The sequence below is a fragment of the Agrobacterium sp. ST15.13.015 genome (genome assembly GCF_027871645.1).
Taxonomy (GTDB): Bacteria; Pseudomonadota; Alphaproteobacteria; order Rhizobiales; family Rhizobiaceae; genus Agrobacterium; species Agrobacterium leguminum.
Genome location: NZ_JAQAHF010000005.1, coordinates 28907 through 49493, shown reverse-complemented (window position 1 = coordinate 49493; position 20587 = coordinate 28907). Strand labels below are relative to the sequence as shown.

The 20587-nt window shown below is 58.5% G+C and carries 15 protein-coding genes; 4 read left to right on the top strand and 11 right to left on the bottom strand.

All coding sequences use genetic code 11. The features are described 5' to 3' along the window. Window positions 1-21 precede the first annotated feature (21 nt). The 5 genes from PIB16_RS09445 to PIB16_RS09425 all read right to left on the bottom strand — a co-directional run bounded on the left by PIB16_RS09445 (window position 22) and on the right by PIB16_RS09425 (window position 7265). A complete protein-coding gene (locus PIB16_RS09445; protein WP_271045511.1) occupies window positions 22-1230 on the bottom strand; it encodes a glycosyltransferase family protein in 1209 nt (402 codons plus the stop codon). A gap of 72 nt (window positions 1231-1302) precedes the next feature. Next, window positions 1303-2478 (bottom strand): ABC transporter permease, encoded by a 1176-nt coding sequence (locus PIB16_RS09440; protein ID WP_065656984.1) that lies wholly within the window; start codon window positions 2476-2478, stop codon window positions 1303-1305. After that, entirely contained in the window at window positions 2475-3473 is a 999-nt protein-coding gene (locus PIB16_RS09435; protein ID WP_080856806.1) for an ABC transporter permease, read from the bottom strand. The genes PIB16_RS09440 and PIB16_RS09435 overlap by 4 nt, the downstream gene beginning before the upstream one ends. A gap of 1 nt (window position 3474) precedes the next feature. Continuing rightward, window positions 3475-5376, bottom strand: a complete 1902-nt coding sequence (locus PIB16_RS09430; protein ID WP_271045510.1) for an ABC transporter substrate-binding protein — start codon at window positions 5374-5376, stop codon at window positions 3475-3477. Then, window positions 5373-7265 (bottom strand): ABC transporter ATP-binding protein, encoded by a 1893-nt coding sequence (locus tag PIB16_RS09425; protein WP_080856804.1) that lies wholly within the window; start codon window positions 7263-7265, stop codon window positions 5373-5375. Before PIB16_RS09425 ends, PIB16_RS09430 begins: the two co-directional genes overlap by 4 nt. A gap of 211 nt (window positions 7266-7476) precedes the next feature. Between PIB16_RS09425 and PIB16_RS09420 the strand changes: the two genes are divergently transcribed. Continuing rightward, the gene (locus PIB16_RS09420) at window positions 7477-8439 is read left to right on the top strand and encodes a glycosyltransferase family 32 protein (protein WP_271045509.1); all 963 of its coding nucleotides are present in this window, start codon (window positions 7477-7479) and stop codon (window positions 8437-8439) included. Here the strand turns inward: PIB16_RS09420 and PIB16_RS09415 are convergent. After that, the gene (locus PIB16_RS09415) at window positions 8431-9174 is read right to left on the bottom strand and encodes a polysaccharide deacetylase family protein (protein ID WP_080856803.1); all 744 of its coding nucleotides are present in this window, start codon (window positions 9172-9174) and stop codon (window positions 8431-8433) included. The two genes, PIB16_RS09420 and PIB16_RS09415, sit on opposite strands and share 9 nt — an antisense overlap. Continuing rightward, window positions 9171-10268 (bottom strand): glycosyltransferase family 4 protein, encoded by a 1098-nt coding sequence (locus PIB16_RS09410; RefSeq protein ID WP_271045508.1) that lies wholly within the window; start codon window positions 10266-10268, stop codon window positions 9171-9173. The genes PIB16_RS09415 and PIB16_RS09410 overlap by 4 nt, the downstream gene beginning before the upstream one ends. A gap of 127 nt (window positions 10269-10395) precedes the next feature. Between PIB16_RS09410 and PIB16_RS09405 the strand changes: the two genes are divergently transcribed. Continuing rightward, the gene (locus PIB16_RS09405; RefSeq protein ID WP_271045507.1) at window positions 10396-11736 is read left to right on the top strand and encodes a nucleotide sugar dehydrogenase; all 1341 of its coding nucleotides are present in this window, start codon (window positions 10396-10398) and stop codon (window positions 11734-11736) included. A gap of 4 nt (window positions 11737-11740) precedes the next feature. Then, entirely contained in the window at window positions 11741-12223 is a 483-nt protein-coding gene (locus PIB16_RS09400; protein ID WP_078052412.1) for a class I SAM-dependent methyltransferase, read from the top strand. 34 nt (window positions 12224-12257) lie between these two features. On the opposite strand, the gene PIB16_RS09395 is transcribed toward PIB16_RS09400, so the two are convergent. The 4 genes from PIB16_RS09395 to PIB16_RS09380 all read right to left on the bottom strand — a co-directional run bounded on the left by PIB16_RS09395 (window position 12258) and on the right by PIB16_RS09380 (window position 18429). Further along, on the bottom strand, window positions 12258-13952 hold the full coding sequence (locus PIB16_RS09395) for an adenylate/guanylate cyclase domain-containing protein (RefSeq protein ID WP_080856801.1): 1695 nt from the start codon (window positions 13950-13952) through the stop codon (window positions 12258-12260). Between the two features lie 209 nt (window positions 13953-14161). Beyond that, window positions 14162-15022, bottom strand: a complete 861-nt coding sequence (locus PIB16_RS09390) for an MBL fold metallo-hydrolase (protein WP_080856800.1) — start codon at window positions 15020-15022, stop codon at window positions 14162-14164. Between the two features lie 190 nt (window positions 15023-15212). Continuing rightward, the gene (locus tag PIB16_RS09385) at window positions 15213-15668 is read right to left on the bottom strand and encodes a cyclic nucleotide-binding domain-containing protein (RefSeq protein WP_065656995.1); all 456 of its coding nucleotides are present in this window, start codon (window positions 15666-15668) and stop codon (window positions 15213-15215) included. Between the two features lie 43 nt (window positions 15669-15711). Further along, window positions 15712-18429 (bottom strand): ABC transporter ATP-binding protein, encoded by a 2718-nt coding sequence (locus PIB16_RS09380; RefSeq protein ID WP_271045506.1) that lies wholly within the window; start codon window positions 18427-18429, stop codon window positions 15712-15714. A gap of 344 nt (window positions 18430-18773) precedes the next feature. Between PIB16_RS09380 and PIB16_RS09375 the strand changes: the two genes are divergently transcribed. Next, entirely contained in the window at window positions 18774-20579 is a 1806-nt protein-coding gene (locus PIB16_RS09375) for a serine aminopeptidase domain-containing protein (protein ID WP_271045505.1), read from the top strand. Window positions 20580-20587: the final 8 nt, after the last annotated feature.

Sequence of the window (20587 nt, the reverse complement as noted above, 5' to 3'; positions counted from 1 at the left end):
CGGTGTTTGTCGGGGAATCGGTCACGCAGTCAGCGTGATCGGCGCCTTGTCGCCCTCGGACGGCAGCCATTCGGCTATCCGGCGCGATATGTTTTCCAGACCGTCCAGCTTCAGTCCGCGCGCATTGACGGAAGGCGGTGCGCGGTTCGGCAGCGCTTTCAGAGCAGCCGCCATTTTTGCCGGGTTCTCGGCATCTTCCGGCAGAAGCATGTCGAAAAGGCCAAGCTCCGAGGCGCGGCTGGCGCGGATAAGCTGCTCTTCGCGCGGCACCGTACGCGGCACGACGAGGGCGGGTTTGTCGAAGGACAATATCTCGCAGACGGTGTTGTAACCGCCCATGGAGACGACGGCCTGCGCGCCGGCGACGAGGTCTTCCATGCGGTTGTCGAATTCGATGATTTCGATATGCGGAATATCGGCAACGCTGCTCGTGAAGCGCTGGCGTTGATCCGCCGGCATATAGGGGCCGAGCACCACCAGCGCCTTGTGCGTCAGTTCGCTGTCATGGCGATAGGCGTTGATGACGTCGTCGATCAATTCGCTGCCATCGCCGCCGCCGCCGGTGGTAACGAGAAGGTAATCGCCTTCCGGCCGATGCGATACGGTTTCGGCCTGCGTCTTCGATCTTTGCAGGAAACCGACGAAATCCATCTTGTCGCGAACGGTATGCGGAACGTCGAGCCCCGTCAGCGGATCGTGGAAATCGGGTGGGCCATAAATCCAGACGTGGTCATAGAACTGGCCGATCTTGGTCATGACATTGTTGCGCTTCCACTCCGCTTCGAGCAGCTGCGGTGCATCCATGACATCGCGCAGGCCGATGACGAGCTTGGTGCCCTGTCCCTTGAGATAGGCGAGCGTTTCCTCCACCTCGCCGCGCAGGCCCATGGGCTCCTTGTCGACGATGAAGATATCCGGCTGGAAGCTTTCGGCGGTGTGGTAGATGATGGAGCGGCGCATCTTCAGCGTTTCCTGAAGATCGATATGCCTGTCCATGGACGTATATTCGCCGTTGCGCAGCTTGATGACGCTCGGGATTTTTACGAAATCGACGCGGGCGCGATAATCGAAAGCGCCGGCAATCGTCGCGCCTGAAATGATGAGGACGTTGAGGCCGCGATAATCCTCCACCAGAGCATGCGCGATGGTGCGACACCGCCGCAGATGCCCGAGCCCGAAGGAATCGTGGCTGTACATGAGGATACGCGCGTCGTTCAAACGGGAGGTCATGGGCCACACCTCTTTTTGCCTTTCACAAAAAAGGCGATGGCGGAAGGGCAGTTTATCAAAGGGTGTTCCATTTTATCTGAAGGGATCCGCAGCATCACGTAGTCCGTCGCCGAAGAAATTAAAGGCCAGAATGACGAGAACGACGGGGATCGTCGGGATGAGAAGCCATGGATATAGCGCAATGACGCTGACGCTGCGCGCCTCCGTGAGCAGAATTCCCCAACTTGTGATCGGTGGTCTGAGACCGAGGCCGAGGAAGCTCAGTGCGGTTTCGCCGAGAATCATGCCGGGGATCGTCAGCGTTGCCGATGCGATCAAGTGTGACATGAAGCCGGGAATAAGGTGTCTGCCGATGATGCGCGGCGTTCCGGCACCCATTAATTGTGCAGACAAAACATAGTCTTCTTCACGAAGCGCCAGAAGTTTTGAGCGCACGGCGCGCGCAAGGCCCGTCCAGTCCAGCATGCCGAGAATGATGGTGATGCCGAGATAGACGAGGATGGGGCTCCAGGTCACCGGCATGATCGCCGCAAGCGCCAGCCAGAGCGGAATGCTCGGGATGGATTGCAGCACCTCGATGATGCGCTGGACAATCAGATCGAAGGTGCCGCCGCGATAACCCGCCAGACCGCCGATCACAATGCCGAGAACGAAGCTCATGGCGACGCCGAGAAGGCCGATGGTCAGCGAAATGCGCGCGCCATAGATGATGCGGGACAGCACGTCACGGCCGAGACGATCCGTGCCGAGCAGGAACAATTCACCGCCCTCCGCCGGGCAGACGAGATGGGTTCTGCCCTCGAACATGCCCCAGAAGCGATAGGTATCGCCCTTGCAGAAGAAACGCAGCGGCTGGATATCCGTCGGCACATCGCGGTAGACCCGTCTCAGATTGTCCATGTCGAGTGTCATTTCCCGGCCATAAACGAAGGGGCCGACAAATTTTCCGTCATTGAAGAGGTGAATGGCCTGCGGCGGGGCGTATATATGCTCGATATTGCGGGTGTGGAGATTATAGGGGGCGAGGAATTCGCTGATCAGGATCGAAAGATAAAGCACCACCAGAAAGGCGCCGGACCACACCGCGATCTTGTGCTGACGGAACTGCCACCACATAAGACGCAGCTGTGAGGCCTTGCTGAAGGCCGCCATTCCTGACGTGTTGGGTTCGATCAGCGACGGGTCGAAGGGCGCGGTCGAGACGTAATGGGGCAGCGCTTCGCCGGGTTTCGGAATGGATGAAGTCATTTGACGTTACCACCTCCGAAGCGGATTCGCGGGTCGAGTATGGCAAGGGCGATATCCGACACCAGAACGCCGATCACCGTCAGGAATGCGAGGAACATCAGGAACGAACCGGCCAGATACATATCCTGGCTCTGCAACGCCCTGATGAGCATGGGACCGGTGGTTTCGAGCGACAGCACGACGGCGGTGATTTCCGCGCCGGAAATGATGGCCGGCAGGATCGAGCCAATGTCCGAGATGAAGAAATTCAGCGCCATGCGCAGCGGATATTTGGTGAGCACCTTGAAGGGGTGTAGCCCCTTGGCGCGGGCGGTGACCACATATTGTTTCTGCAATTCATCGAGCAGATTGGCGCGCAGACGGCGGATCATGCCGGCGGTGCCCGCCGTTCCGATGATGAGGACGGGAATCCAGATATGTTCGAGGATCGACTTGAACTTCGCCCAGCTCATCGCCTGGTTCAGATATTCCCGGTCCATCAGGTGGCCGATGGAGATGCCGAACCAGATATTGGCGAAATACATCAGGATCAGCGCCAGCATGAAGTTGGGAATGGCGATGCCGAGCAGGCCGAGGAAGGTGAGCCCGTAATCGCCCCAGCTGTATTTATGCGTGGCCGAGTAAATGCCGATCGGAAAGGCAATGAGCCATGTTACGATGATTGTAAGGAACGACACGAGCACCGTCAGCCACAGGCGGTCTCCCACCACATCGCTGACCGGCAGCTGATATTCGAAAGAATAACCGAAATCGCCGACCAGCATCCCTGTCGCCCAGCGGAAATAGCGGATCGGGGCCGGCTGGTCGAAACCGTAGCGGACACGCAGCTCCTCGATTTCGGCAAGGTTTGCCGTCTCGCCCATGGCGCGCAGCTCGGCGACATAGCTTTCGAAATAATCGCCCGGCGGCAGCTCGATGATGGTGAAGACCAGCATCGAGATCAGGATCAGCGTCGGGATCATGACGAGGATGCGCTTGATTATATACCGCAGCATATCAGGCGTCTCCGTCGTACCAGAAGGCATCCGGCATATAGACGCCGAGATAGGATGTGGGCTCGTAACCGAAAAGCGCCTTGTCCGGTACGTTTCGCATGCGTTTGACATGAACGACGGGTTGCAGCGCGCCGTTGACGATGCCGATGGAAAACACCTGCTGCGTATAAATACCCAGCATTTCCAGCCAGATGGCTTCACGCTCCTGTTCGGTAACGCTTCTGCGCCATTTTTTCAGGAGATCGAGCAGATGCGCCGCCTCCGGCAGATCGGGCTCCTTGCCCTCGCGGCCGCCGGAAAGATAATGCACACCCCAGACCGGCCATTGCAGCTGGTCGTCACCGGTGGGCGCCAGGCCGGATGGCAGCATGTCGGGCGTCGGCACACCGTTGTCCATGCCCATCCATACCGACATCAGCACCTCGCCGCCCATGGCGCGCTTGCGGAAGACATCGCGCTGGGTGGGGCGGACGGAAACGGCAATGCCGATATGTCGCCAGTGATCCGTCACCAGTTCCATCACGTCGGTTTCAAGCGTGCTTTCGCCTGTCGTTTCGACGATGATATAGGCCGGGCGACCATCCGGCAGGAGCCGAAGGCCGGCATTGTCGCGCTTGTCGAGACCGGCTTCATCGAGCAGCCTGTTGGCCGCCGCACGGTCGAAAGCGCTCCAGGCGTCCGCAAATTCCTGCCGGTAAAGCGTGCTTTCCGGCAGAACGGTGTCGGCGCTTTCCTTTGCCAGCCCGTAAAAGCAGACCATGTTGATTTCGTGCCGGTTTATCGCGAGCGACAGCGCCCGGCGCACGCGCACGTCCTGAAAAGCGCTGCGCCAGACTGCGTCGGCACAGTTGAGGTTGGGCAGCAGCGCGATGCGCGAACCCTGAGAGCGTTTGTAGAGGTTCACCTTCAGGGGAAAGCGCTTTTCGGCATCCTTCAGAAAGGTGTAATCGGCGAAATCGAGGCCGAAATATTGCAGATCGCTATCGCCGGACGCCGTCTTGGCCGAGATGATGTCGGACGAAGTGACGTTGAGCAGGAAACGATCGAGATATGGCAGTTGCAAGCCGTTTTCGTCGACCCGGTGATAATAGGGGTTACGCTCGAAGACGAATTGTTCGGCCGGCGGCGCGGTGGTGTTGCGCCAGGCATCCAGCGTCGGCAGATCGGGATTTTCGGGCCGCACCTGCCGCGACATCTTGATATGCAGCCCGCTCCAGTCATCCGTCTTGTTTTTCTTGATCAGCTTGGCGAGTTTTTCCGCCGTCTGATATTTGACGTGGAACTGTTTCATATAGGCGGCGGGCAGGAACAGCCGCGCCGGTGAGGCCGCCGCCAGCTTCGCCAGAAAATCCGGGTTCGGGCCATCCCACGTGTAGCGCACCGTCAGCCGGTCGATGACTTCGATAAGCGGCGGCTTGCTGTTGACCAGAAGCTCTATCGGCGGGCCGCCCTTGTGGATTTCCCTGTTGAGGGCAACGTCCTCCCAGAAATAACGGAAATCCTCCGAGGTAAAGTCGCTGCCATCGGACCATTTGTGGCCCTCGCGCAGCTTGAAGGTGAAGATGCGTTCTTCCTGAACGTCGTAGCTTTCGAGAATATCCGGATGAAGCTCGAATTTCTCGTCATAACCGACAAGGCGGGCATAGCTGCTGATCGGCATCAGGCGAATGTCGCGCTGGCCGCCAATGAGCATACGCACCGAGCCACCATGTTTTCCCGGCTCACGGCCAAGCGCTTTCATGTCGATGACGCGCGGGTTTTTCGGCAGGCGTTCGGCCACGTCGGGCAATTCGCCCTTTTCCCGTTTTTCCTTGAAATAGGTGGGGTCGATATAGGCGGCCCGCGCATAGGCCGGCAGGAAGACGGAGGCCAAGAGGGCAAGGGTGGTGCGACGCGTGATCAAGGGCGAAGCTCCCGGATATCGGCATTGCCGTTTGCAAGCACGAAATGGCCTTCGCCGAGATCGGCGGAGATCATGTCGCCATCACCCTCGTCGCGGAACTGTTTGCCCCAGTCGAATTTGCCCGTCGCGCTGATCTTGCCGATGGTGCGGAAATCGAGCGGGCGGTCGAGATCGGGGAAAGGCACGGCCGCCAGAAGGGATTTCGTATAGGGATGAACCGGAGAGCGCATCAGGATTTCGCGCGGCGCCAGCTCCACGATGCGGCCCTCGCACATCACGGCCACGCGGTCGGCCATATAGTCCACCACCGCCAGATTATGCGAAATGAAGAGATAGGTCAGCCCGAGATCCTGCTGCAAATCCTTCAGCAGATTGAGGATCTGCGCCTGCACCGAGACATCGAGGGCGGAGACCGGCTCATCGCAGATCAACAATTCGGGGCCGAGTGCCAAGGCGCGGGCAATGCCGATGCGTTGCCTCTGGCCGCCGGAGAAACTATGGGGGTAGCGGTTCAGCGCGCTTTCGCCCAGGCCGATGGCCCTGACGAGACCCCGGACTTTCTCCGCGCGGTATTTCGCATCCCCCCGTCCGTGGATTTCCAGCGGCTCGCTCAGGATGTTGCCCACGGTCATGCGTGGAGACAGAGACGATATCGGGTCCTGGAAGACCATCTGTATCTTCGACCGCAGCTCTTTCAGGTCTCCGTCCCTGGCATTGAGGACGTCGATGTCGCCCTCAGGCCGGTGAAAGGTCACCGAGCCTTCATCCGGGCGAACGGCGCGCATGAGGATTTTGCTGACGGTGGTTTTGCCGCTGCCGCTTTCGCCCACCAGCCCGAGGCATTCTCCGCGGCGAATTTCAAAACTGACGCTATTGACCGCCTTGGTGGCGTTGGCATCGCCTTTGCGGAACCAGCTGGACTTCCGGGTCGTGAAGGTCTTGCTGATATTGTTCACGGTCAGAAGCGGGCCGGGGGTCTTGTTCACCGCGGCGTTTTTTTTGCCGACGAGGCTTTCGTGGTCAATGTTGATTTCGCGAAGCGCCTTCAGCCTTTCGCCGGGCTTCATGTCGAAATGCGGCACGGCGGCCATCAGGCCCTTGAGATAGGGGTGGCTTGGCGACTTGAAAATGTCGTCGACCGTACCGGCCTCCATGATCTCGCCCTGATAGATCACGGCGACCTCGTCGGCGATATTGGCCACCACGCCGAGATCGTGGGTGATGAGCAGCATGCTCATGTTCAGGCGGCTCTGCAGATCGCGCAGCAGCTTGAGGATTTGCGCCTGTATGGTCACATCCAGCGCCGTCGTCGGCTCGTCGGCGATCAGAAGTGCGGGGCGACAGATCAGCGCCATGGCGATCATGGCGCGCTGGCGCATGCCGCCCGACAGCTCGAAGGGATACATGTTCACGACCTTCTTGGGTTTGGAAAACCCCACGAGGTCGAGCGTTTCATGCATTTTTTCCGCACGTTCGGCCGGTGACAGGATGCTGTGAATCCTGAGCGCCTCGTCGATCTGGTTGCCGATGGTGTGCAGCGGCGAAAAGGAGGTCATGGGCTCCTGAAAAATCAGGCCGATGCGATTTCCGCGTATCGAACGGATTTCCCGGCCGTCCTTCGGCAATTGCAGCAGATCGACAGGGCCGGCCGCGGCATTTTCCGGATCGGTGAACAGCACGCGGCCATTCACGCGCGCCGTCTTGGGATGGATGCCCATGATGGTCTGGCCGATGACGGATTTTCCCGAGCCGGACTCGCCGACGAGAGCCGTGACTTTTCCCGGAAGAATGCGAAGGCTCGCGCCCCTGACGGCATCTATGGTGCCGCCCATGAGAGAAAACGAGACCCGCAGATTTTCAATACGAAGCAAATCTGCGCCTGCGCTCATGCCAAAGGGTTCCTTGCCGTCTCTTTATCGTTGCCTTGTGACAATTTGCTCAGGAGGGCTTAAATCCACGTTATCGCAGGGTGTGTTGTCTGTCTATGCCTCTGAAACATCGAATTGTTTAGCGAATTCAAAGCCGGCTTCCGAAACACGACGGCTTGCCTGACGCCTTTTGTTTGGCGATATGTTAACGAGCGTTTCTGGATGAGGATCCATGTCCGACAAGAAATATTACGATGCCCAGCTGGATAAGGCCCGGCAGTTGCAAAATGGCGGTCAGTATGCGGAAGCCAATGCGCTTCTCTTATCGCTGGTTGCAGCAAAGGACGGCCACCTGATGGGTGAGCAAACGGTGCTCGGCCTGCCGCGCCGGCTGCACGCGGCACGGCTGCGCCTCGCCAAGGCCGAGGGCGATATGGTCGCGAAGATCGGTTATCAATATACGCTTGTTCCACCCCCACAGGTGCTGGAGAAATATGCGCGGTTTTCCACGGAAGAACGTCGCACGATCAGCGTCAAAAGCCGTGAAGATGTGCCAAGGCTCATCCATCAGATATGGATCGGGGAAAAAGCCCCGCCGGTATCGGTTGAGGCATGGGCCGCCCACGCTTCGAACCATGGTTACGACTATCGGCTCTGGCGGGAGGCCGATCTTGAGCGGGAGGGCGTGTTTTCGAACGGCGTCTTCAAAACCATGCTGGACAAGGGCGATTATCCGGGCGCGGTGGACGTGGCCCGTTATATTCTGCTGGAGCGGTTTGGCGGTATCTATCTCGATTGCGACTGGTATCCGGCGCGGGACGATGTGAGTTTCGATACATTCCTGCCTCTGGCGGGGCTGACGGTGTTTGACGAAAAAACGCCGCGGGACACGGGGCAGGGCAGCATGCTGCTTGCCAATTCCTTCATCGCTGCGCCTGCCGGACATCCGGTTTTCAGCAGGATGCTGGAAGCCTTTCCCGGGATTATCGAAGACATGCCGCGCGCGCCTGCCTGGTGGTCGACCGGCCCCTTGATCTTCACCATCGTCGCCCGCGCGGGAAGTATCAGCCTTGCGCCGGCGGGGTTCGTTGCCGCGTCCCTTCCCGACCGCGCCCCCTTTGAGACGGTGGAAGCGGTCAGGCGGGAACTTTCTACCGAGGCGAGCGGGTTGCTGATCGCCTGGAAATCATGGTGAGATGTCGTCGACGAGGTCTTTCGAAGAACGCCAGCGGGCGGCGGTATGTTCGGCGGTCACCTCGAAAAGCCGTCTCAGAAAGCGCCAGACATTGTCGTCATGGACGAGATGGTGGGTGAGGATGCCGGTGGTGCCGCCGTTTTCGGCGGTCGTCAGGATGCGGGCGGCGGTCTCGGCGAAGAGCACGTCGTCGTTACGGCCACCGCGACTGCCGTGCCAGTCGATTACATCGACATGGGTGTTCAGGCAGGGCGGCAGGGTGCTTTTCTCCGGGCCGAAAACGGATAGGGCGCGATATCCGAGGCCCGCCAGTGCCTTCACGATATCGGCATCTATGCGGTTCCACGGCGGCACGAGCATCGGCACCAAACGCCCGCCATGCAGGTCGTGGAGTTTATCCAGTCCGGATTGCAATTCATCGAGAACGACAGCGGGATCGCGATGCGATCCGAGTTCCTGTTTCTTTTCCTTCTCGCCGGCATAATTCGTATGGGACCAGCCATGCACGGCGACCTGGGCAATGTCCGACACATCCAGATGCCGTGCGAGCTTATCGGTCGTCATCTCGGGGATGACCGCGAGCGTGACCGGAGCGGAGAAGCCGCCGCAAAGATCGAGCAACGTGTCGAGCGCGGGCGTCGGCTCCACCGCATCGTCGTCCCGAAGCCAGAGATCGGCGGATATGCCGCGCCGCCCGCATTCGTCCAGTGCCGCAACGAGTTTTTCCAGACTCATGATCTTCGCGCCTTTGCTTGCAGCAGGATATGGTTCAGTTCTTTTGCGGCATTTTCCAGAGACCGTTCGTCCCTCACGAATTGCCGGGCCGCCTGTGCCAGTTCTTCGCGCTGTCTGTCGTCGCCGAGCAGGGTTTTAATCGCCTCGGCATAGGCGGCTCTATCATTTTCTGGTGTCAGTAATCCTGTGACGCCGGATTTTACCACCTCGGGGACGCCAGCCACTTCTTCGGCCACAACGGGCAGGCCGGCAGCCTGCGCTTCGAGATAGGCAAGACCATAGGCCTCGCCACGGCCCGGCCAGACATAGAGAGAGGCTTTTGAAAGGAGCATTGCGATCTCGGCTGCGGTTTTTTCCCCGTGCCAGACGAGACGGTGGTTGGGAAACGTTGTGAACATGGCTTCTACGGCCGTGCGTTCCGGTCCGTCGCCAACGATATCCAGCGTCCAGTCGAGATCCTGCGGCAACAGGGCGAGCGCTTCGGAAAGGGCGCGATAGCTGTCGAGTTTGTCACCCGCCCGCATCATGGCGACGGTGATGAGCCTTGCGGGTAACGGCTTCGGCGTGTTCTTGAGAAAAGCCCCAGTATCGATGAAAGGCGGCAGCATGGCCCAGCGAAGGGTGGGCGAGGCCCGCACAAGCCCTTCACGATCCCGCGCGGTGAAGCAGATATTGATGGCGGCGGCGTTCAATGCGGCCAGCAACCCATCCTGAACCGCCTGCCATCCCATACCATTCCGTTTCGGCGAGTAGGACGCTTCAGCGCTGACATAGGGGATGTCGAAACGTTTGCTTAGTTCCGGTCCGAGTAAGTCCGGCGCCTTGTAATAGGGGTGGTAACAAAACCAGAGATCCGGCACGCCATCCCGTCGCCAGCGCCGTGTGACGATCTCGATTTCGCGCTCGGCCTCATCGGCGACCAACGCCCTTGCCGGGTCATCGGGCTGTTTCAGGAAGCTGCGCAGTTCCGAAGCGACGGAAACATCGTGACCGCCCATCGTGATCGCCATCATCAGCAAACGGGCCATCAGCCGGTCACCGGAGGGAACGGGATGGTTGGGAGATTTGAGCGGCGCATAAAAGGCGATCTTCATGGCGACGGTTGTGCGTTGGCGGTGGCTAGGGCGTCAACCGGAATTTGAAAGGGCCGAGCCTTGACAGGTCCGTCATTCTTGCCCAACTGAAAGGCATCTTTTGCACATGCGCGGAGCGTGACACGCTTTGACTTCCCCAGACATTTCCCGGAACCTGCTTTCCAGCATTGAAAACAAAAGCGCCAAAGCGGGGGTGATAGGCCTCGGCTATGTCGGTCTGCCGCTTGCCATGACGATCGCCAGGGGCGGTTTCAAGGTTGTCGGTTTCGATATCGATCCCGGTAAAATTACCGCGATCGAGGCCGGACGCAGCTATATCGAGGCCGTTTCCGACGAGGTGCTGGCGAGTGTGAGACAGGATGACGGCTTTGTCGCCACCTCGGATTTCTCCAGGCTGGCCGAATGCGATGTCATCGCCATCTGCGTGCCAACGCCCCTCACGAAATATCGCGAGCCGGACCTTTCCTATGTCGAAAAGACCTGTCGCGATATTGCCGCCCATCTGCGCAAGGGCCAGCTCGTGGTTCTGGAATCGACCACTTATCCCGGCACGACTGACGGGGTGGTGAAGACCATTCTGGAAAGCACGGGGCTTGTCTCCGGCGTTGATTTCTTCATCGGTTTTTCACCCGAACGGGAAGATCCCGGCAATCGCGATTTCGAAACTTCGACCATTCCGAAGGTTGTCGCTGGCGATGGCGAGGCGGCCGGAAAGCTGATGGCTACATTTTACGGTTCGGTGGTCAAAAAGATCGTCCCCGTCTCGACAAATGCCACGGCCGAGGCGGTCAAAATCACCGAAAACGTCTTCCGTGCCGTCAATATTGCGCTCGTCAACGAACTCAAGGTCGTTTACGAGGCGATGGGTATCGACATATGGGAAGTGATCGATGCGGCGAAGACCAAGCCGTTCGGTTTCATGCCGTTTTATCCCGGCCCGGGCCTTGGCGGCCATTGTATACCGATCGATCCTTTCTACCTCACCTGGAAATCGCGCGAATATGAATTGCCGACGCGGTTCATCGAACTGGCCGGCGAGATCAATACCGGCATGCCGCGTCACGTCATGGGGCGGGTCGCGGAGGCGCTCGATATTCATTCCGGCAAAGCGCTCAGCCGCTCGAAGGTGCTGGTCGTCGGCCTCGCCTATAAAAAGAATGTGCCGGATATTCGCGAAAGCCCCTCTCTGAAGCTCATCGAGCTTATTCAGGAGCGTGGCGGCGAAGCGGCCTATTTCGATCCTCACGTAGCCGAAATCCCGAAAACCCGGGAATATAGCCACCTGATGGGCATGAAATCCGTGCCGTGGGACAGGCAGGCGATCGGCGCTTTCGACGCCGTTCTCGTTGCGACCGATCATGACAATGTGGATTATGCCGCTCTAAGCGAATGGGCGCCGCTTATCATCGACACGCGCAATGTTTTCGCGCGTCGGGATATAGCCGCAAAACACATCATCAAGGCCTGATAACATGAGCAGACTCGATAGTTTCATTCGCCGGCTGACCGCGCAGCGCGATATCCTCAACCATGTCGCAGCCGATCTCGATCTGCCGGATGAAGGCGCGCTCATGGAAATCGGCCTTGGCAACGGGCGCACCTTCAATCACCTGCGGGAACTGTTCCCTAACCGCCGCATCATCGCTTTCGACAGGGCCATGGGTGCGCATGCTTCCTCCGTTCCGGCACAGGAAGATCTGGTGATCGGTGAAATATCGCAAACCGCTCCGGCTTTCGTCGGCACGGAAGCGGCGTTCGTGCATGCCGATATCGGCACGGGCTATCCGGAAAAGGATGCGGTTACCCTCACATGGTTGCCCGATCTTGCGGCGGGCATGCTGGCGAAAGGCGGTCTCGCGGTCAGCGGTCTGCCTCTGGATCATCCCATGTTGAAGCCGCTGCCGGTGCCGGCAAGCGTGCCGACGGACCGTTATTTTCTCTATCGCAAGATTTGAGATCGCGCGCCCCGACAGGTGTGTCGGGGCTATCTCATAAATAGCGCTCGCTCTCTTCTTTCGAGAGCAGGAAGACCTTCATTTGCGAGTTGCGGCCGCGAATGGCGATTTCTTCGCTTCTGAGATCGGCAATCTCCTGTCCCGCCTGAATGATGGCCGGTTCGGAAACAACGATGGCTGCACCGAATTCCTTGGCCTTGGATTCGAGCCTGCTTGCCACGTTGACGGTATCGCCGATGGCCGTCAGGGTTTTGGCCGCGCCATATCCCATGACGCCGACGATGCTCGGACCGGAATGAATGCCGACGACGACTTCCAGACGGACGGCGAATTGTTTCTCCAGCCCCTCGTTCAGGATTGCTATATCCCGCAATATGGTCGCGGCCGCCTTCATGGCGTTGCGGCAGGCATGTTCCGCGTCCTCACCAAGTCCGAAAAGCGCCATGGCGCCATCGCCGATGAATTTGTCGAGATGGCCTCCCGCCTGTTCGACGGCCTGGCCGACGATGGTGAAATAGCGGTTCAGAAGGAAGACGACATCATAGGGCAGCTTCGCTTCGGAAAGCGTGGTGAAGTTGCGCAGATCGCAAAAGAGGATGGCGATTTCTTCTTCCCGGCCGGGGCGGGCCGGTTGTGCATCGGCCGGCAGGTCGCTTTGCTGGGGCGGCGAAACGAGAAGGGCGATATCAATATCGCTGGTGGGGCGTAGCTGACAGCCGAGCCGGACATCCGAATCGGCATGGATGCGCCTCAATGTGGTTTGCTCGATGTCTCCCGGTGGCGGTAACGGGCCTTTGCTGTTCAGAACCTTGACCCGACAGGTTGAGCAGCGTCCCTTGCCGCCGCAGACGGAGTAATGCGGAATTCCCGCAAGGCGGCTGGCTTCCAGAATGCTGAGCCCGGCAGGTACATGTGCCTGCGCGCCATGTTCATAGCGGATTTCGATTGCCGTCAATCGTTGCCGAAAGCTGCGTAGGCCACGCATGGCGAAAACCAGCATTACCGCGCCGACGAACAACGTCTCCGCCGTGCCGGTGATGAAACGGATCCGTGTTTCCATTTCCCGCTGCAGTGGCAGCTCGTCCTTTTGAATCGTATTGTCGGCAAGTCCGGGCGGAAGCGCATATTTTTCATCGATTTCCGCCAGCCAGCGGCCGGCATCGCTGAAGCCCAGCAGCGCCAGGAGCGGCAGCATCACGGCCACCGTCATGAACAGCCCGGCTATCCGCGGATACCAGTCCCGGTAGCGCAGCCAGAAATAGAGGCCAATGCATCCGTGGACCCAGATCACGATCAAGGCGAGGCTTTGCCAGGCGCCCTGTATCGGGTTGTTGATCCACAGCCTGCGGATGACCGAATAATAGCCGACATCGATGCCATAAAGCATGTGCGACACGCGGATATTGACGGCGTGGCCGATGATCAGGAACGGGATGGACAGGCCGAAGATAACCTGAAGCGCTTCGCGGAGCGGCATGCGCAGCGTTCTGCGCAGATAAAGCGAGCGCAGAACAAGACAGACATGCACCAGAACCGAACCATAAAAAAGCAGGCTGCTGACGGGGTTGAGCCAGATCAGGCTGAACCATTTTCGCGCCCGTTCGGCGGTATCGATGGAGATGAGTGCGAGGGAGTGATTGAAAAGATGGGAAAATACGAAAGCAAATATGATGAGGCCGGATAAAATCCGGGCGCGTCTCAAATTGGTCTCCGAAAAGAAACGGATCATGCAAATCCCATCATGTGGTCATTCAGCGCAGAATCATCATGTAGTATGCGGTGGCACCCTTATTGCAGGCTGTCTCGTGGCAATATCGTGGAGCAATCGATCGGAAACGGTCAATTGTGCGTGTTCGAACGCCCGCATGGCAAGAGTTGTCGAATTCAGGGTTTCAAAAAAGCGGTCGGACAGGTCGACCTCGCCGGAGCCGGATTGCGTCAGAGCTCGATGATCTGGCCGTCCATGGCCGCGAAGGCGCCACTGAACTGGGCTTTCGCCTGTTTTTCGATAGTGTCCAGTTCTTCGTCGCTGCGGCTTGGGGCGTGGTGGATGAAGCCGACATTTTTGGCGCCGGCGTGTTTGGCGAGGCGGATCGCCTGTTGCCAGGACGAATGGCCATAGCCGCGATAAAGGCTCATTTCCTCATCGGTGAACATGGCGTCATAGAGGAAAAGGTCGACATCCCTGATCAGGTCGAGCACGGTTTCGTCCATATCGCCCGGCTCATGTTCGGTGTCGGTGATGATGGCGAGGGACTTTCCTTCCCAGTCCAGCCGATATCCGATGGCGTTGCCGGGATGGTTGAGCATTCCTGTTCTGATCGAAAGGCCGGGATGCACATCGAGCGTATCGCCCGGCATGAAGTCCCGCGTGTCGATTTTTGCGCAGCAGATTTCCAGCGGCACGGGAAACCACGGCGGGCTCATGAAGTCCTTGAGCATTTCCCGGGTGGTCATCGTGCCGGCGAGGTGGCCCGACCAGATGGCGACATCGTTGGAGCTGTTATAAAAGGGCTTGAAATAGGGGAAGCCGACAATGTGGTCGTAATGACAATGCGAGAAGAACAGGTTGACGTCGGTAATGCCTTCCGCCCGCAGCGCAAGGCCAGCGGGATGCAAGCCCGAACCCGCATCGAACAAAAGAACGCGATCGCCGCATCTCACCTCGATGCAGATGGTATTTCCGCCGTATTTTCGGAAGTTTTCACCTGAAACAGGAAGCGTTCCCCGCGCACCCCAGATCTTTACCCGAAAATTTCTATTACTTTCCCGACTTGCTGTGTCGGAATCGAACGCCATGACACACCCCAATAACAACGGAATCTTGCACGCTTTCCTCCCATGAAGCCCGTTGTCTCTATAGATTCTTATATCCGCTCGTTTCTGGCGGACGCCTTTACCCCTTATTCAGTCAGCATTTCATTTATATTGCAATAGTACGACATTTATTTTTCCAATATCGCCATTCAAGGTAGCAAGGAATCGTCGTTTATGTCCGGGCACCTGCCCGCGCTTTGCTCAGTTCCGCCGTCGTCTGGGTAAGGCGTTCGGCCAGAACGCGCATGACCTTGATCGTGATGTCGGGGAAATCGGACATGAGCTTGAAGAACTGTTCCTTGCCGATGCGCAGGGCTTCCACATTGGTAGAGGCGCGAACGGTCGCGGTTCTGACGCTATCGCAGAGGATAGCGATTTCGCCGACAATGGCATTGCCGGTCATTTCGGCCACTTTCAGCGTGCCCGATGGGGAATCGACCAGAACATCGACTTTTCCGGTCAAGACGACATAGGCCGCATCGCCGACATCTCCCTGACGAAACAGGACGTCGCCAGCATGATAGGACACCCGGTCGGATGCGAATGCCAGTAGTTTGAGCTTTGACGGTTCCATTTCCGAAAAAAACGGCACCCTTTTCAGCATCTGAATTTCGTCTTTAAACAGCATTGACTTACCCTGTTCTTGTTCCACCTCGGTCACCTTCTTGGATTTATGTTGCGACCATATCCTTGAATGTACCGTTTTCCTCGGCGAGAGTCTCGTAACTTCCGTCGGCGGTGATCAGGCCCTGGTGAACAACGATCACCCGCTCGAACATGCGGGAGAGCGTCGCGTTCGACAGAACCCATATGATCGACGGGTTATTGTTGTTCTGTTTCAGGAGTGTGATGACCCGCTCGACAATTTCCTCCTGCTGTCGGGGATCGAGGCCGGGAAGAGGGCGGTTGAAGACGTAATAATCGGATTTGCGGATCAGCGCCCGTGCGAGATTGAGCTTCTGGCGCTGGAGCGGGCCAAGCCGCTTGCCGCCCGCGCCGAGGTTAAAGTCCAGGCCCACCGCCAGCACGCGTTCATAGACACCCTGCTTGCGCATGACATCGGCGACGATGCGGGTGATGCGCCGCGAGGCGTCGGTGTAGCGATGGCTGACCTTGCCGAACAGGATATTGTCCAGCAGACTGGTGGCGCTCATATATTTGGTCGGATCGTAGATTTCGATCACGTTTTTCAGGCTGTCGGGCAGGTTTTCATGGAACATGTGCCGGACTTCGACGATCCGGTTCATGATCTCCGGCGACAGCAGACCGAAACGCTGGCGAGGCTCGATGTAGAAGAAGCTGAGCCGCAGCATTGCGCGCTTTTCGCTTTCATTGGCCTCGTCGAAACTCCGGCTCTGAAGACGTTGCAGCATCTGCTGATAGACCGGAATGTCGTCGGGCGTCATGAAGGTGAGCTGCTGGAAGAAGGGGTGGTCTCCCGGCAGGTCAGCGAAGATTTCCACGATGTTTTCGGCAATCGTGTAACCCATCTCGAACAGGGTTTTTACGAGGCCGGTTTCGCGCATCAGGGAGCGGAAATAGTCGCTTTCGATGACGGTTCGGATTGTCTGGGAAGAATCCCGCATGGTGCCGAACAACAGGTTTTCGCCGACCGTCGCCTCGCTGTTATAGCTCTCCAGTTCAAAGGGTGCGATGAGGCCGCTCAGATTTTCCTTTTCGAGCTCCGCACGCAGCACATGCCGCAGCTCAACGATGCGCGCGGCAAGATGCAGGTCGGTCAAAGGGTCGATCGACGAACGCAGCGCAAACTCCAGAATATCCTGCGACAGTTCCACGCTGTCGAGGACAGCCAGAATGGCCTGGATGAGATTTTCCGGCCTGCCGTCGCCGGCCGGGCTCGAAGCGTAGTCAATCCATTCGCTGTTGATATCGATCAGCGGATTGCCCGCCATCTTTGCTTCGCGGATTTCCCACTTGCGATGTTCCAGCGCTGACCCCTCATAGTTCCTGTCCGCAAGCGGGGCGTGTTTGAGGCCGTAAAGCAGGTTGTCTTTCAGGCTGGCGTGGAAGAAATAGCTGTCCGAGGACACATAGGAAATGCGCCGCCCGGTCAGCGATTCCGGCAGTTCCAATATGTCGACGTCGTTGATGCTGATCTTGCCCGAGGTTGGCCAGAGCGTGCGGCCGATCGCATCCGCCAGCGCTTCGGCGCCCGAGCCGCCGACGATGGCGATCACCTCGCCCGGCTCGACCTTCAGCGATGCCTGTTCCAGAAGCCGGCTACCGCTGTCATCCTCCAGCGTCAGATTGGCGACGACGATCGGGGCGCTGATCGCCGCGACTGCGCCGGGAGACAGTTTCTGCACCTTCTCGTCGATCATGTTCGGGGCATCGAACTGCTCGAAGACCTGCTCGTATTTCACCTGCACGTCCTGACGCGCCTGATCCCAGTCGATCAGTTCCTTCAGCGGTCCGGGCAGTTCCTTATAGGCATTGATGACGGCGACCAGCTGCCCGACATCGAGGCTGCCTTTCAGTGTGAGATAACCGCCGAGCGCATAAAAGAAGAAGGGAGTGAGCTGTGCGAGGAAGTTATTGATGAACTTGACCAGAAACTTCCACTGGTAGAGATCGTAGCGGATCTTGAAGATGTCGCCGAGACGGTGTGAGGCATCCGCCCGCTCGTAATTGGACGTGTCATAGGCATGAATGGTGCCGATACCGTCAACCATTTCGCCGATGCGTCCGGCAAGCTGGCGGGCGCTGAGTTGCCGCTGGCGGCCAAGCTCGATGAGGCGGCGGCGCATTTTGGGAATGATGCCCACCTGAATGGCAGCCATGAAAGCCGCGATCAGGCCCAGCCAGAAATTCTGAACGAGAATGAAGAAGAGCGCGGAGAGCGCCTGGCCGCCGAGAAGGGCCGGTTGCACGAAGGCGTCGCCGGTAAATCCGCCGAGCGGCTCCACCTCGTCCTTCACCATGCTGGAGATTTCCGCGCCTTTGACCCGCTTGAAATGGGAGGGTGGGAATCGCAGGATCTTGTCGATGAGCTCGAAGCGGATGCGCCGCAGAAGCCGCTCGCCAAGACGGCCCTTATAGGTATTGATGTAATATTTGAAGAGCCCGTTGATGATGACAAGCGCAAGGAACGTCAGGCTGAGCGCCATCAGCATCGACATGCGGTTGAGCTCGAGCCCGGGGAATAATGTCACGGTGCCCCAGTAGGGAATATCGACCGTGAGATGCATGAAAAGCTGCGTCGCATTCGCCCCTTCGAAACCATCCCCCTGAATTGGGCCGTTGACGATCTGCTTGGGCAGGTCGAAGGCGAGGAAATAGGGGATCATCGACAGGGCCACGATCAGCAGAATGAAAAGCTGCTGCCGCCTCGTGTGCGACCAGATATAACGCGTAAGGCTTTGTTCCATATAAAACTTCTATGACCTGTCGGGCGTGGCCCGGCGTGTTGGTTTGCGCGGTGTCTAGACGATCCGGTGGCCGGGTGGCGCAACCTCCTCCTGCAAATAGGTATGGGACTCGCTATTTATCAGTATATTCAAGCGGTTTCGAGTAAAATAGCGGCCTCGCCTGGACTTGCCCGCCATCCCGGCGTTCATTTTTGCACCGTACGGGCGGCAATGGATATAAATGCGACTATATTTTTAGACTTCTCTAATGTTGTTGTTTTTATTGTAGATCCGGCGGTAAGACGCTTCGATACAATGATCCCGTAATGGTTGAGCCAGACACTGGCGCAATGATGGCAAGGTCGATGGCGATAGATATTTCAGAGCGTACAGGCAGCGATCCGTCTCTTGATGCATTGTCGCTTTCCGGCATTGCCTCGAATGGGGCGGTTGCGCATCCGGTCTCTTTTGATGGACTTACCGGGATTTTCCATCCAGCGCGCGAAGACGTCAGACAGCGCCACGCCGTTCTTTTCGTCAGCCCATGGGGCATGGAGGAGCTGTGCAGCCGCAAGTTTCAACGGGTACTGGCCGAGCGGCTGGCCGCTTGCGGTGTTGCCAGCCTGCGATTCGACTATCTGGGCGCGGGTGACGCCTTCGACCCTGACGATGCGGGCCGTGCAGCGGACTGGATTTCCGACGCGCGCTCGGCGCTCAACTGTCTGAAGCGTCTTTCCGGCTGCGCCGAAGTGGTCGTTGTCGCTCAGGGCCTTGGCTGCCTGATTGCTGCACAGGCGTTTGCCGATGTGGCTGAAGTGGGTTCCATGGCGCTTCTGGCGCCTGTGGTTTCCGGCCGCGCCTATCTGCGTGAGCTGGCGATGTGGTCCTCCATGATCGACGATGGCCTCGGTCTCCGGCCCGCGCAACGGATGACGGAGGCGGGATCGATTGCCGGTATGGCCATGCCTGCCGGTGTTGCGGATGCGATCAGGAAGGCCAATCTTTCAAATCTGACCGCTGCTCCGGCGCGCAGCATTCTGGCGCTTTCCCGGCCGGGCCGCGTAACCGATGCCGATTTCGCCAGGCATCTCGTTGCGATGGGCGGTGCGGTGGAGGAGGCGGAGTTTTCAGGTTACGACGATCTCGTTTCCAGCCCTACGCTTTCGAAAATATCCGACGATGTGGTCAACCGGCTGGTCGATTGGGTTCTCTCCCAGACCCATGCCGAGAGTCCGGCGATCTTCCAGGAGGATTTCACAGTCAATGCCCCGCAGCGTGGGCGCGGTTTTGTCGAGCAGCCGGTGCAATTTGGAGAAGGCGGACGGCTTTTCGGTATTTTTTGCGGGCCTGACGACCGGGAGGTGGTTTCTTCGGTTCTTCTGCTTGGCGCCGCCTATGACCGGCATGCGGGTTGGGGCAGGCTTTCCGTGCAGATGGCCCGTACATTGGCGCGCGAGGGGGTGGCATCGCTTCGCTTCGACGCGGCCAATATTGCCGACAGCCCTCCGGTCAAAAACGTGCCCGAGCAGGTTCTTTACGATGCCGCGCAGAATGACGACGTGGCTGCCGCACTCGATTTTCTCGGCAAGCGCGGCAAGGGACCTTTCATTGCGGCGGGCCGGTGCAGCGGCGCTTATCTCGCCTTCAACGGCGCAATCGCCGATGAGCGGATCGACGCCGTGGTCGCGGTCAATCCGGTCGTCTTCCATTGGCGCAAAGGCCGCTCGGTGGATGAGGCCCTGCATAAACGCCCGCGTTCCTTTGGGGAATACAGCCAGCGTTTTCGTCAGGGCGCGACATTCAAGCGTCTCATCAGCGGCGATGTCGATGTGGCAAGTGCGGGGCGGAACATCGTCAAGGCGACGATCAAGAGGCTTTCGACAAAAACGGCGAGGCTGTTCCGCAGGGGCAGCGAGGAAGGGCGTGCCGTCTATGGTGCGTTCGACAAATTGAAGGCGACTGATACCGCCGTTCATCTGCTCTACAGCGACAACGACGATGGTCTGGAGCACTTCCAATATTACTTCGACGCCAATGGCAAAGGACTGGCGGCCTATAAGAACGTGTCGCTGACCATTATTCCCGATGCCGATCACAATCTTTCAACGCCGGAAGCCAGACAAATCTATATCGACGCGGTGAAGCGGCTGGCTCTCGCGCATTTGCGGTAAAAATGCCT